Origin of the sequence: Pseudomonas sp. St290 (assembly GCF_018325805.1) — a bacterium.
Lineage (GTDB): Bacteria > Pseudomonadota > Gammaproteobacteria > Pseudomonadales > Pseudomonadaceae > Aquipseudomonas > Aquipseudomonas bijieensis.
Genome location: NZ_AP014703.1, coordinates 667,140 through 680,535, shown reverse-complemented (window position 1 = coordinate 680,535; position 13,396 = coordinate 667,140). Strand labels below are relative to the sequence as shown.

Here is a 13,396-nt window from a genome sequence, read left to right as displayed (position 1 = left end):
AAAGGGGCGATGGGCTCACAGCGACGTGAAGTCGATCGCCTGGTACAAATCGGCGCCAATGCCGGCAAAACTCAACAGCGCCGGCAACTGCTGGGCAAACCCTTGGAAACTGTGGTCGCCGCCGGCCTGGATGCGCAAGGCACAGGCGCGGTAATACTGCTGGGCGTGGCGATAATCCAGCGTTTCGTCACCGGTTTGCAACCATACCTGAAACCGCTGCGGATCCTGGGGCGCCGGCACTTCCAGTTCGGCCAGGGCCGTGACGTGGTCGTGGGTCAATTCCCAGGTTTCGTCGGTGTACAAATTCTTCTGCGTGCCCAGGTAACCGTCAAACATCCGATGGGGGCTGACGGCAGGGTTGATCAACAGGGCCTTGAGGCCGTGGCGCTCGGCCAAGTGAGTGGCATAGTAGCCGCCGAGCGAGCTGCCGACCAGCAGCGGCCGTCCCAGTTGTGTAATCGCCTGCTCCAGCTGACCGATGGCCTGGCGGGGGTGGTGGTGCAAGGCGGGCACCTGTAATTGGTCGCTCAGGCCGAGGCGTGCCATCACCTCGGTCAACTGGCAGGCTTTGGTCGATGCTGGGGCGCTGTTGAAGCCATGGATATAGAGGATTGAACCCGACATTGCCGACTCCCTGGGTGTTGGGCAAAGGCCGGAGTTTACAGGGAGTTTGTGGGGGTTTGGGGGATTTGACTGTCTTGTTGTTGCCGATGATCAGTTGATCACGGTGCCTGTGGGAGCAAAGCTTGCTCGCGATGGCGGCCTGACAGCCGGCCGGGATGTTGTTGACCGGGTACATATCCATTGCTGCGGTAACGGCGACTTATGGTTCCGCTCTTACAGCGGGTCACTTTCGAAAAGCCCGGAAGCCGGCCCAGTCGAAAGTAACCAAAGCGCTCCTGCCCCACCACTCGGCACCTCGCCTAGGCTCGGTGTGCCCTCACTCCGGCATTGCTCCGTGGGCCCGCCGCGAAGGGCCATCCATGGCCCAGCGCGGCTATCCCGGCATCCATGCCGGGATGGCCACTCCGCAATACCTGCGTTCGGCCATCGTGGTTAACGGGGCGCCGAGATCAACGTCCACCATGAGGCGGCCTAGTAGCCGACCTGGTTCTTGGTGAGACCGCGTTTCTCCTGTGGGAGCGGGCTTGCTCGCGAATGCGTCGGGTCAGCCAACATCAATGTTGAATGACACACCCAAGTGCTCCCACACAATGCTTGCGCTTGAAGTTAGCGCGGATCGACGATGTCCAACGCCCGGTTCGCCAACAATTCACTGAGTTCGATCATCTGCTGGACTCCCAGGGCGAAATGCCGACGCGAGCCTTCCAGGTCGAAGGTCAGGTCGCCGAGCATGGCGTTGGCGGAGGCCAGGGTTTCGCTGAGGTTGGCTAGGAGGGTTTCGGTGTCTGCGCTCTCCGCGACGGAGAACAATTGGCTTGAGGGTTGTTTCTTCTTGGGTTGGGGCTTGGGGTCGAGGTAATGGTCGATGGCGCGCTTGGCGGCTTCATCAAGCATTGGGGGAATCTGGCTGGCTTCGGGAGAAATGGAATCTTTTTTTGTTGGCCCAGAGTTACTTTCAGACATGTTGAGCGCTCCATTAGGATTGAAATAACGCCCCCTACTTTCGGGTTTCCAGACCCGGCCGCTGAGTTTTCAGCGACGGAAAAAGGTTAGCGACAGCCCTTCCCACCCGGCAACCGCCAGAGCTCGTCGGAAAAATCTAATGCAGCCCGGAGGGGTGTCCGACCATTCCCACAAACCCTGGTCGGCTGTCAGGCCGCCATCGCGAGCAAGCTCGCTCCCACACAGGTTTTTGGTCGTTTATAAGATGAGCGTCCATCGCCGATCCCTGTGGGAGCGGGCTTGCTCGCGAAAGCGGTGGGTCTGCTTGCATCAATGCTGAATGTACCGTCGCCTTCGCGAGCAAGCTTTGCTCCCACAGGTCCAGCTCAAACAAGTCTGATGGGTGTACACCCCACAAGAGCCAGGCCGGCTATCAGGCCGCCTCGCGATGGACGTAGATTTTGGCGCCCCGTTAACCACGATGGCCGAACGCAGGCGTTGCGCAGTGGGCATCCCGGCATGGATGCCGGGATAGCCGCGCTGGGCCATGGATGGCCCTTCGCGGCGGGCCCACGGAGCAATGCCGGAGTGAGGGCATGCCGAGCCTAGGCGAGGCACCGAGTGGTGGGGCAGGAGCGCTTTGGTTACTTTCGACTGGGCCGGCTTCCGGGCTTTTCGAAAGTGACCCGCTGTAAGAGCGGAACCATAAGTGGCCGTTACCGCAGCAACGGATATGTACTCAATCAAAACTCAGTAACCGTTGGACTCATAGTCCGGGGTAAACGCAAACCCAACCACCCGCTCAACCCCCGTCTCCAACCGCCCATCCGGCCAAAGCCGCAACCACCGATACCCCGGCGCCTGCGAGCCCACCGCAAAATCCTCACTCCCCGGCTCAAACTGAATACAGGTCGAAGGCGAAGCCAACAAACGAACCCCCTCCCGCACCCGATCAACCTCCTGATGCACATGCCCCCATAGCACAGCACGCACCTGAGGAAACCGATCCAACACCGCAAACAACGCCTCCGGATTACGCAACCCAATCGGCTCCATCCACACACACCCAACCGACACCGGATGATGATGCAGACAAACAAGGTGATGCCGCTCCGGCGCCTCGCTCAAGGCATTGGCCAACAGAATCAGCTGCTCCTCGGCCAAAAAACCCGGCACCGACCCGGGCACGGCAGAATCGAGCATCGTCACCCGCCAATTGCCAATGTCCACCACCGGATCGAGCAACGTGCTCTTGACCGCCGCCTCGAGCATCACCTGCGGCTCATCATGGTTACCGGGAATCCACCGCGCCGGAGCCTCGATTAGTCCACTCAACTGCCGAAACGCTTCATAGGATTCCAGCGTCCCGTCCTGGGACAAATCCCCAGTGGCAAGCATCAGGTCGATGTCGGGCTGCTGCTTGAGCACCAGGTCAATGACCGCCCGCAAACTGTCACGGGTGTTCATGCCCAGCAACGAAGCATCGGCCTCGGCGAACAAATGGCTATCGGACAGTTGGACCAACAACGCCGCATCGGCAGTGGTCAGGCTGGATACGCTCGGCAAATCGCTCTCTCCCAGGCGCAATCACGCCGTTGCATGAAGCCGCAATTATGCTGGGGGACGATCGAAAGGGGAAACCCGCGAACCGGAACCGGTTCACAACTACCGAACGACTTCGAACTCGTGACCCAACGCCAGGCAATGACTCAGCCATTCACCCAAAAACAGATTCAACTGGGCTTTTTCGTCCGGCTGGTGCATTGACGCATTGGGGTAAGGATAGATGCCACGAAAGCGTCGTGCATGTTCAGCGCTCACGACTTCGGCCATGCGCGCATCGTGATAGACCTGCACTTCCAGTTGCGGCACCGGCAACCAGGGCAGGCTGTGTTCCTGGCGCACCTGCAAGGTGGTGGTGTAGGGACAGGTCTGCAATACCTCGAGGGCCAGCACGCCGAGCATCTGGTCGCCGTGGGTCACGGCGATGCGCCGTGGCGCCGGGTCGTTGCGCATGTCCGGCAACAGGCGCATCAGGCGGGCGTAGTTGGCCTCGCAGGCGGCCTGCAGCCCCACCAGATCGACGCGATAACGATCGCGCAGCTTGTTCAGGACCATAGCCCCCTCACTTCATCGCGATTCAAGGCCAGCCATTGCAAGGCAATGATGCTGGCCGCGTTGCAGATACGTCCGTCGCGCACCGCCTGCAAGGCATCTTCGAAAGCCCAGACCTTCACCCGAATGTCTTCAGCTTCCTCCTCCAGGCCATGCAGGCCTCCGGCCCCCGTGCTGTCGCAACGCCCCAGGTACAAATGTACGAATTCATCACTGCCGCCCGGCGATGGAAAATACTTGGTCATCGGCCAGAGCGCAGCGAAGACAAGCCCAGCTTCCTCCTGCGCCTCACGATGAGCAACTTCTTCCGGTTGCTCGTCCTTGTCGATCAGGCCGGCCACCAGTTCAACCAGCCAAGGGTTGGTCGTCTTGCCTATGGCGCCCACGCGAAACTGTTCGATCAACACCACTTCATCGCGCTGCGGGTCGTAGGGCAACACGCACACCGCGTCATGGCGTACGAACAGTTCACGGTTGATTTCACGGCTCATGCCACCGGCAAACAACTCGTGGCGCAGGACGAGGCGATCGAGCTTGTAGAAACCCTTGAAGCAGGTTTCACGCTTGACGATGTCCACGGTGCTGGGTGCGGCGTTGGCGAAGTCGGTCATGACAATCCTCGTGTGCAGTGAATCAATACGAGGTTCCAACCTCGGCTTCGCGCCATCCTAACGCGCCCGTACCCTTTGATGCAGCCCCTTTCCACTCATCGGGATGGACGGCAGAAGGTGAAAGAACTCTAATGAGCTTAGTGGCGAACTGATTGTCCTGCTGGCAGTCGAAGCGGGTAACTTTTCGCCTTTCCCTGTTCCATGAAGGACGCCCATGTCGCTTTTCAAAACTGCCTCCGTGGCCGCCATTGCCCTGACCCTGGGCGCTTGCCAAAGCCTGTTCCAACCCAACTACCGCGCCCCGCTGGAAACCACCCGCGATGCCTCGGAACAACTGCAACAAGGTTGCGCCAGCGCCGACTGCCCATTGGTAAACATCGACACCTTGCACTTCCCCACCGAACCGGTCCTGGACGGCATTATCGAAAAACGCCTGTTGGAACTGACCCGCACCACCCCGGGCGCCCCCGTGGCACCGACGCTGGCCGCCTATCGCGAGCAGTTTTTGCGCAGCGCCGCACCGCGTAACAGCAGCTATTTGCAAGCCAAGGTACGTGAGCAACATGACGGCCTGGTGATCATCGAACTGTCCAGCTACCTGGACACCGGCGGCGCCCACGGCACGCCGGGGCGCGGCTTCATCAACTATTCGCGCCAGCAACACAAGGTGCTGACCCTGTCGGACATGCTGCTGCCGGGCCAGGAAGAAGCCTTCTGGAAAGCCGCGCAGGTCGCTCACAACAGTTGGCTGATCAGCACCAAGCTGGATCAGGAACCCGATTTCCTGAAACAGTGGTCCTTCCAGAAAACCCCACACGTGGCGCTGACCTACGGCGGTGTGATCCTCAAGTACGAAGTGAGCACCATTGCGCCCTACGCCCTGGGCCACATCGAATTGAAGATCGCTTACCCGCGCCTCAATGGCATTCTCAAGCCCGAGCTGTTTCCTGGCCGTAGCTGAAGGCCCGGCCCAGCAACAGCTGCAGCAACCCTGCCAGGATCAGCGACGGCAGGGTTGCGCCGATGTCCGGATAGAAGTTCGCCAGTAGGTGATAAGTGCTCACCCCGCCCAGCCAGGCCAACAGTGCCGGCCAGCGCAACGCGGCTGACAGCACCTGGCTACGGCGTTTGCGCAGGATGAAGTGGTCCACCAGCACCACGCCGAACAGCGGTGCGAACACCGAGCCGATCAGCAACAGGAAGTTCTGGTATTGCGCCAACGGCGCGAAGCAGGCGATCAAGGTGCAGATGACGCCAATCGCCAAGGCCAGGTGTTCGACTTTCAGCCCCGACAGCATGCCACTGGAAACCGCCGCCGAGTGAATGTCGGCGAAGGCGTTTTCCGACTCATCCAGCAAAATCAAAAGCAGTGGAATCCCCAACCCGGCGCCCGCCAGGGCCAGCAGCAGCGCATTGACTTCGCCGCTTGGCGCAAACGCCAGGGTGTAGGCCACGCCCAGGCTCATCAGCCAGAAATTACCGATGAAGAACCCCAGCGCGGTACCGCCGAAGACATTCTTGGCGCGTTTACCGAAGCGCGAATAGTCGGCGATCAGCGGCAGCCACGACAGCGGCATCGCAATGGCGATGTCAAACCCCACCGCCAGCGGCATCGAGCCGTCGCCCGCCTGGGCCCACAGCGCAGCCAGGTCGGCCTTGGCGAACAGGTTCCAGGTCAGCCAGATGCACGCCGCCAGCAACAGCCAGATACCCCACTTGCGCAAAACCTTCCGTACGAAGGTCAGCGGTCCACTGACCGCGAGCAAGGTCGCCAGGGCGCCAAAGAACAGCGTCCACAGCAGTGGATTGGCCCCCAGGCCACCTTCACTGAAAGCCCGGGCGCCGAGCAGGCTGGCGGCGTCACGCATGACAATGATTTCGAATGAACCCCAGCCGATCAACTGCAGCAGGTTCAACACCGCCGGCACGCTCGCGCCCTTGCCGCCAAGGCTGAGCTTGAGGGCGGCCATGGCCGACAGGCCAGTGTCGCTGCCGATCACCCCGACGGCCGCCAGCAGCAGGACGCCCACCAGCGTGCCGAGGAAAATCGCCAGCAGCGCACCGCTCAGGCCCAGGCCCGGCGCCAGCAAGGCGCCGACCTGCAAGACCATCAGGCCAATGCCGAGGGAGAACCACAGGGAAAACAGGTCGCGAGCGCCGAAGACGCGTTTGTCCAGGGGGACGGCGGTGTCTGGGGAGTAGGTGCTGGGTTGGATGTTCAAGAGTTGTTATCTCAGAGGAATATTTGTTGTTCTATCGATCGCTTTCGCGAGCAGGCTCGCTCCCACAGGGGACTTGCGGCGAACACGAGATGGGTGAACGACCGAGATCCATTGTGGGAGCGAGCCTGCTCGCGAAGGCGGCGGTGAAAACACCGCCGCCCACAGCTCACATCACACTTTCTTGTAAAGCTGACTACCTTCCTTCTTGAACCGCTCAGCCTGTTCCGCCAAGCCCTGGGCGACATCGACATCCACCGCTTCAATGCGCTGGTTGGCCGCGTACTCGCGTACTTCCTGGGTGATTTTCATCGAGCAGAACTTCGGCCCGCACATTGAGCAGAAATGCGCGACCTTGGCCGAATCCTTCGGCAGGGTTTCATCGTGGTACGAACGGGCGGTGTCCGGGTCCAGGCCGAGGTTGAACTGGTCTTCCCAGCGGAACTCGAAACGCGCCTTGCTCAAGGCATTGTCGCGGATCTGCGCGCCCGGGTGCCCTTTGGCAAGGTCGGCCGCGTGGGCGGCGATCTTGTAGGTGATGATCCCGGTCTTGACGTCATCCTTGTTCGGCAGGCCCAGGTGTTCCTTCGGTGTGACGTAGCAGAGCATCGCGCAACCGAACCAGCCGATCATCGCCGCACCGATGCCGGAGGTGATGTGGTCGTAGCCCGGCGCGATGTCGGTGGTCAGTGGGCCGAGGGTATAGAACGGCGCTTCATCGCAGCACTCGAGCTGCTTGTCCATGTTCTCCTTGATCAACTGCATCGGCACATGGCCCGGGCCTTCGATCATGCACTGCACATCATGCTTCCAGGCGATCTTGGTCAACTCGCCGAGGGTTTCCAGCTCACCGAACTGCGCTTCGTCGTTGGCGTCGGCAATCGAGCCCGGACGCAGGCCATCGCCCAGCGAGAAGCTGACGTCGTAGGCCTTCATGATTTCGCAGATGTCTTCGAAGTGGGTGTAGAGGAAGTTCTCTTTGTGGTGTGCCAGGCACCACTTGGCCATGATCGAACCACCACGGCTGACGATACCGGTGACGCGCTTGGCGGTCATTGGCACATAGCGCAGCAGCACGCCGGCGTGGATGGTGAAATAGTCGACGCCCTGCTCGGCCTGTTCGATCAGCGTGTCGCGGAACAGCTCCCAGGTCAGGTCTTCGGCCACGCCGCCGACTTTTTCCAGGGCCTGGTAGATCGGCACGGTGCCGATCGGCACCGGCGAGTTGCGGATGATCCATTCGCGGGTTTCATGGATGTGCTTGCCAGTGGACAGGTCCATGACCGTGTCCGAACCCCAGCGAATACCCCAGGTCAGTTTCGCCACTTCTTCTTCGATGGACGAACCCAGGGCACTGTTGCCGATGTTGCCGTTGATCTTCACCAGGAAGTTACGGCCGATGATCATCGGTTCCAGTTCGGTGTGGTTGATGTTGGCCGGGATGATCGCGCGACCGCGGGCGATTTCATCGCGTACGAATTCCGGGGTGATGACTTTCGGCACGCTGGCGCCGAAGCTGTGGCCGGCGTGTTGCTGGTCCAGCAGGCCGGCGGCGCGGGCCACTTCCAGCTTCATGTTTTCGCGGATGGCGACATATTCCATCTCGGCGGTAATGATGCCTTTGCGCGCGTAGTGCATCTGGCTGACGTTGGCGCCCGGCTTGGCACGGCGCGGGTTGTTCACGTGGGCGAAGCGCAGCTTGGTCAGCTCGGGGTCGGCCAGGCGTTCCTGGCCGAAGTTGGAACTCAGGCCGGCCAGGCGTTCGGTGTCGCCACGGGCTTCGATCCACGGCGAGCGCACATCGGCCAGGCCCTTGCGCACGTCGATGATCACGTTCGGGTCGGTGTAGGGGCCCGAAGTGTCATATACCACCACCGGCGCGTTGATTTCGCCGCCGAAGTCGGTGGGGGTCACGTCGAGGCTGATTTCGCGCATGGGCACGCGAATATCCGGGCGACTGCCCTGGACATAGATTTTTTGCGAGCGGGTAAAGGGCTGGACCGATTGCTCATCGACCTGGGCCGATTCACTGAGGTTGGTCGCGTTTTTTGCTTTTGTCGTCATCACGGGCTCTCCAGACACACATCCAGGCAGTGGATTTTTGTCGGAGCGAACCTGTAGCGAATGGACGCGTCCCTGCACGAGAGTGCGGACGCTGTGCTTGCTGCTCGAGGATGCTCGAAAATCGAAAGTCGATGGTCGAACAACATCCCGGACGAAGCACAAGAGGACTCGCCGGGTGACGAGAAATCTTGTTCCCTACGCAGGCGTTAACCTGATCAGGTTCAACGGGATCCGAAATTATTCGATCTCAGCCTCATAGCAAGGCACCCCGACAAGAACCCGGCCAGTCTAGACACAACTACCAGAGAACGCCATCGCCAGGGCAAAAGGCGTGATGAATGGCGCATATACAGGATTGTTGCCGTGCCATCGCGCAACTACACTCGCTACGCCGCGCCTCTTGTGCGCACTCATCCGTGAAATAGGGATCGCCTCATGTTGCGCAAACTCTCACTGGCCCTAGCCGTGTCTTGTGCGTCCAATGGAATGGCCTGGGCTGCCGAAGCGCCCATCACCACCAAAACCGATCTGGTGAGCGTTTACCAGGAAGCGGTAGACAACAACGCCGACCTGGCCGCTGCCCGCGCCCAGTACGGCGCCCAGAAGGAAGTGGTACCCCAGGCGCGTGCCGGATTGTTGCCAAACCTGTCCGGCGGTGCCGAAGTCGCCAACGTGCGCACCGATATCGACCAGCCTGCCGCGGTCGCCAACCGCAGTGCCCGCTCGTATCAGGCCACACTCTCCCAGCCGCTGTTTCGTGCCGACCGCTGGTTCCAGTTCCAGGCGGCCAAGTCGGTGAACGAACAAGCGTCGCTGCAACTGTCGGCCACCGAACAGAACATGATCCTGCAAAGCGCCGAGAGCTACTTCAATGTGCTGCGCAGCCAGGACAACCTGGCCTCGACCAAGGCCGAAGAAGCCGCGTTCAAGCGTCAGCTCGACCAGTCCAACGAGCGCTTCGACGTGGGCCTGTCGGACAAGACCGATGTGCTGCAATCCCAGGCCAGCTACGACACCGCCCGGGCCAACCGGATCCTGGCCCAGCGCCAGGTCGAGGACGCCTTCGAAGCGCTGATCACCCTGACCAACCGCCAGTACAACTCGCTCCAGGGCATCGTCCATACCCTGCCGATCCTGCCGCCGACGCCCAACGATGCCAAGGCCTGGGTCGACACCGCCGCCAAACAGAACCTTAATCTGTTGGCCAGCAACTACGCCGTCACCGCCGCCGAAGATACTTTGCGCCAGCGCAAGGCCGGTCACGCGCCAACCCTGGACGCCGTTGCGAAATACGAAAAAGGCGACAACGACGCCCTGGGCTTCAGCAACCCGAACGCATTTGGCCGCGCCTACAGTGGCGACGTCGATCAGCGCACGCTGGCCTTGCAACTGAACATTCCGATTTTCAGTGGTGGGCTGACCAGCTCCCAGGTGCGCGAGTCCTACTCGCAACTCACCCAGACCGAGCAACAACGCGAAGCCCTGCGCCGCCAGGTCGTGGAGAACACCCGTAACCTGCACCGCGCGGTGAACACCGATGTGGAGCAGGTCCAGGCCCGACGCCAGTCGATCATCTCCAACCAGAGCGCGGTGGAAGCCACGGAGATCGGCTACCAGGTCGGCACGCGCAACATCGTCGATGTGCTCGATGCCCAGCGTCAGCTATATACCTCGGTGCGCAACTACAACAACGCCCGCTACGACTACATCCTCGACAACCTGCGTCTCAAACAGGCCGCCGGCACGTTGAGCCCGGCGGACCTGCAGGACCTGTCTCGCTACCTCAAGCCCGACTACAACCCCGACCGCGACTTCCTGCCGCCGGACCTGGCCAAGGCGGCAGCGGAGCAGTTGCGTTCGCGGCCGGCGCAGTAACCCCTTGGAGGGAAGCCCTGCCAACAACATCCTGTGGGAGCAAGGCTTGCCCGCGATGAATACAACTCAGTCTCCCTGGAACCGGGGCGCTTGCATCGCGAGCAAGCTTTGCTCCCACAGGTATTCAGTCGCTCAATCAATCAACCGCCCCAACCCCTCCAGCAACCGCTGCAACGCGCCCTGATTGCGGCGCATCACCGCAAGCCCCGCCTCGGCCATGCGCTGGGCATCGCGGGGCAGTTCGAACAGGCGCTGTACCGCCAGGGCCAGGCTTTGGGCATCGTCCACTTCCGCCAGGGCACCGGCGGCACGCAGTTGCGCGGCGATTTCGAGGAAGTTGAACAGGTGCGGCCCGCTGAGCACCGGTTTCGCCAGCGCCGCCGGCTCGAGCAGGTTGTGTCCGCCGTTGGGCACCAGGCTGCCTCCGACAAAAGCGCTGTCGGCCAAGGCGTAGAGAAACAGCAGTTCGCCCATGGTGTCGCCCAGCAACACTGACGTCTGGGCGGTGACCGGTTGAGCGCTGGAGCGCCGGGCCGTGGCGAAGCCTTGGTTCTCACAGAGCTGATGCACGGCATCAAAACGCTCGGGATGCCGCGGCACCAGGATCAGCAAGGCATCGGGATAGCTGTCGAGCAACCGACGATGGGCGGCCAGCACCACTTCGTCCTCGCCTTCATGGGTGCTGGCGGCGATCCATACCGGACGCTCGGTGGCCTGCCACTGGCGGCGCAAGGCGCTGGCGCTCTCCAGCAATTGCGGGTCGATGGTCAGGTCGAACTTGATGGAACCAGTGACTTCGACGGTTTCCGTCCGAGCGCCCAACTGGCGAAAACGCTCGGCTTCGGCTTCGGTCTGCACGGCGAACAGGCTCATCTCGGCGAGCATGGGCCGGGTCAGTCTGGGAAAGCGTGCATAACCCCGCGCTGAACGCTCCGACAACCGTGCGTTGGCCAAAGCCACGGGAATGCCGCGCCTGGCGCATTGGTGAATGTGGTTGGGCCATAGCTCGGTTTCCATGATGACCGCCAGGGACGGTCGGACCCGGTCGAGAAAACGCTTGGCCGCGCAAGGCAAATCGTACGGCAAGTAGCAATGCTGGATACGCGGCTCGTTGGCGAACATGGCCTGGATCCGCTCCGAACCGGTGGGCGTCATGCAGGTAACCGTGATCGGCAGCTGTGGATAACGTTGCAGCAAGGCACGGATCATCGGCGCGGCGGCAATGCTCTCGCCCACCGACACCGCATGAACCCAGATGCCCCCCGGCACCATGACCGGCAGCCCCCAGGAAAACCGCTCGCCAATGCGCCGGGCATATGCCGGCGCCTTGCGGGCCCGTAACCACAGCCGAATCGCTACCAGTGGCAGCCCCAGATAAAACAACGCGCTATAGAGAGTTCTGTTCATGGCGGCGGAGTTTATCGGTTTTTCAGCCGATCGCCTGCAACTGCACGGCAAAACGTTCCGCCAGCCAACGGGCCGCCGGCCCCAGGGGTTCGTCGCGGCGCCAGACCAGTTCCACCACCAGCGCCGGCGGGGTCCACTCGCTGCTGAGTTCAACCATGTCGCCCAGGTACGCCGGGTATTGCACCACATGCCGAGGCAGCCAGGCCCAGCCCAGGCCACTCCTCAGCCATTCGGCCAACACATAGAAACTGTCGGCCCGCCAGACCTGTGGGCTGGCCTGCTCGCTGCCGGGATAGACGCTGGACTGGGTCGCCATCAACAACTGGCGGTGCCGGGCCATTTCCCGGCAGGTCACATAACCATGGTCCGCCAATGCATGGCCCCGGCCGCACACCGTGACCATTTCGACGCTGCCCAGTACCCGGCGCTCCAGCGCCTCGGGGATCTGGTCGTGATAGAACAGCAAGCCGAGGTCGGCGCGCCGCTCCACCAGTTTGCGCGCCACATCGCCCTGGGCGGCGCTGGCCAGTTGCACTTCGAGGGTGGGGAATTGCTCGGCCAGGGCCGCCAGGCTGTCGATGACCGGTTGATAGGGCATGGCTTCGTCCTGGGCCAGGCGCAGCGACGCTTCCTGCCCGCGCATCAGGGCCAGGGCCCGGCCATTGAGGCGCTCGCACTGGCGCAGCACCTCCCTGGCTTCTTCGAGCAGGGCTTCGCCAGCGTCGGTGAGCCTCGGCTGACGGCCGCTGCTGCGCTCGAACAGGCTCACCCCCAAGTCGTCTTCCAGCAAGGCAATCGCACTGCTGATGGCCGACTGCGCCTTGCGCTGGTCCCGGGCCACGGCGGAAAACGAACGCTTCTCGGCGACCCCGACAAACAGTCGCAATTGCTCCAGGTTCCACTGTACGTTCATGGCCCAACCTATCTTGATTACAGATAGGTAATGACTTTACCGCATCTGGGCAATCTCTAGAATGGCCTCTATCGAAAGACGCAACTGTCAAAGAGGAACTGCCCATGAACGCTTACTACTACCTGGCCATCGCCATCTGCGCCGAAGTGATCGCCACCGTTTCGATGAAAGCGATCAAGGGCTTGAGCACACCCTTGCCCTTGCTGCTGGTCATCGCCGGCTACGGCACCGCGTTCTGGATGCTGACGCTGGTGGTGCGCACCGTACCGGTGGGCGTGGCCTACGCGGTCTGGGCCGGGTTGGGGATCGTCATGGTCAGCGTGGCGGCGCTGTTCATCTACGGGCAGAAACTGGACGTGCCGGCGATGCTGGGGATGGCCTTGATTGTGTTGGGGGTTGTGGTGATTCAGCTGTTTTCCAAGACGGCAGGGCACTGAAGACACGGCTTAATAGGGCTGAAAATATATGTTTGGCAAGGAGGAATCTGTGGGAGCAAGGCTTGCCCGCGATGAAAACGACGCGGTCTCTCTGGAACCGAGGCGCCTGTATCGCGAGCAAGCTTTGCTCCCACAGGTTGAGTGGCGAAAACTCCACCCATCGAGTCTGTATACTGCGCCCTCGTCTTG

Annotated in this window: 12 protein-coding genes and 1 riboswitch; of the genes, 3 read left to right on the top strand and 9 right to left on the bottom strand. The window is 61.6% G+C overall.

What is annotated here, in order from left to right:
* Window positions 1–15 precede the first annotated feature (15 nt).
* The 5 genes from PBDP_RS02890 to PBDP_RS02870 form a co-directional block, all read right to left on the bottom strand.
* The gene (locus PBDP_RS02890) at window positions 16–624 is read right to left on the bottom strand and encodes a YqiA/YcfP family alpha/beta fold hydrolase (RefSeq protein ID WP_212801791.1); all 609 of its coding nucleotides are present in this window, start codon (window positions 622–624) and stop codon (window positions 16–18) included.
* Between the two features lie 606 nt (window positions 625–1,230).
* Window positions 1,231–1,587, bottom strand: coding sequence for a DUF6124 family protein (locus PBDP_RS02885; protein WP_109752143.1), 357 nt, complete (start codon window positions 1,585–1,587; stop codon window positions 1,231–1,233).
* 729 nt (window positions 1,588–2,316) lie between these two features.
* Entirely contained in the window at window positions 2,317–3,132 is an 816-nt protein-coding gene (gene cpdA / locus PBDP_RS02880; RefSeq protein ID WP_109752141.1) for a 3',5'-cyclic-AMP phosphodiesterase, read from the bottom strand.
* Window positions 3,133–3,231: 99 nt separating this feature from the next.
* Window positions 3,232–3,684, bottom strand: coding sequence for a DUF1249 domain-containing protein (locus tag PBDP_RS02875; RefSeq protein WP_003186471.1), 453 nt, complete (start codon window positions 3,682–3,684; stop codon window positions 3,232–3,234).
* The gene (locus PBDP_RS02870; RefSeq protein WP_109752140.1) at window positions 3,675–4,292 is read right to left on the bottom strand and encodes an NUDIX domain-containing protein; all 618 of its coding nucleotides are present in this window, start codon (window positions 4,290–4,292) and stop codon (window positions 3,675–3,677) included. The genes PBDP_RS02875 and PBDP_RS02870 overlap by 10 nt, the downstream gene beginning before the upstream one ends.
* Window positions 4,293–4,506: 214 nt before the next feature.
* Here PBDP_RS02870 and PBDP_RS02865 point away from each other — a divergent pair, with 214 nt between their 5' ends.
* Complete coding sequence (locus PBDP_RS02865; RefSeq protein ID WP_109752139.1) at window positions 4,507–5,253, top strand: DUF3298 domain-containing protein; 747 nt, start codon at window positions 4,507–4,509, stop codon at window positions 5,251–5,253.
* On the opposite strand, the gene cytX is transcribed toward PBDP_RS02865, so the two are convergent.
* Together cytX and thiC are read right to left on the bottom strand one after the other, a co-directional pair.
* The gene (cytX, locus tag PBDP_RS02860; RefSeq protein WP_212801790.1) at window positions 5,222–6,514 is read right to left on the bottom strand and encodes a putative hydroxymethylpyrimidine transporter CytX; all 1,293 of its coding nucleotides are present in this window, start codon (window positions 6,512–6,514) and stop codon (window positions 5,222–5,224) included. The two genes, PBDP_RS02865 and cytX, sit on opposite strands and share 32 nt — an antisense overlap.
* 171 nt (window positions 6,515–6,685) lie before the next feature.
* Window positions 6,686–8,575, bottom strand: coding sequence for a phosphomethylpyrimidine synthase ThiC (gene thiC, locus PBDP_RS02855; protein WP_109752137.1), 1,890 nt, complete (start codon window positions 8,573–8,575; stop codon window positions 6,686–6,688).
* 175 nt (window positions 8,576–8,750) lie between these two features.
* Window positions 8,751–8,856, bottom strand: a riboswitch (TPP riboswitch).
* Between the two features lie 154 nt (window positions 8,857–9,010).
* Here thiC and PBDP_RS02850 point away from each other — a divergent pair.
* Window positions 9,011–10,450: a TolC family outer membrane protein gene (locus PBDP_RS02850; protein ID WP_116834028.1), complete on the top strand. Its 1,440-nt coding sequence runs from the start codon at window positions 9,011–9,013 to the stop codon at window positions 10,448–10,450.
* 132 nt (window positions 10,451–10,582) lie between these two features.
* Here PBDP_RS02850 and waaA read toward each other — a convergent pair whose 3' ends face one another.
* Complete coding sequence (waaA, locus tag PBDP_RS02845) at window positions 10,583–11,857, bottom strand: lipid IV(A) 3-deoxy-D-manno-octulosonic acid transferase (RefSeq protein ID WP_212801789.1); 1,275 nt, start codon at window positions 11,855–11,857, stop codon at window positions 10,583–10,585.
* A 22-nt stretch (window positions 11,858–11,879) separates the two neighbouring features.
* A complete protein-coding gene (locus PBDP_RS02840) occupies window positions 11,880–12,770 on the bottom strand; it encodes a LysR family transcriptional regulator (RefSeq protein ID WP_163855572.1) in 891 nt (296 codons plus the stop codon).
* Between the two features lie 104 nt (window positions 12,771–12,874).
* Between PBDP_RS02840 and PBDP_RS02835 the strand changes: the two genes are divergently transcribed.
* Window positions 12,875–13,207, top strand: a complete 333-nt coding sequence (locus PBDP_RS02835; RefSeq protein ID WP_109752132.1) for a DMT family transporter — start codon at window positions 12,875–12,877, stop codon at window positions 13,205–13,207.
* The last annotated feature ends 189 nt before the right edge of the window (window positions 13,208–13,396 follow it).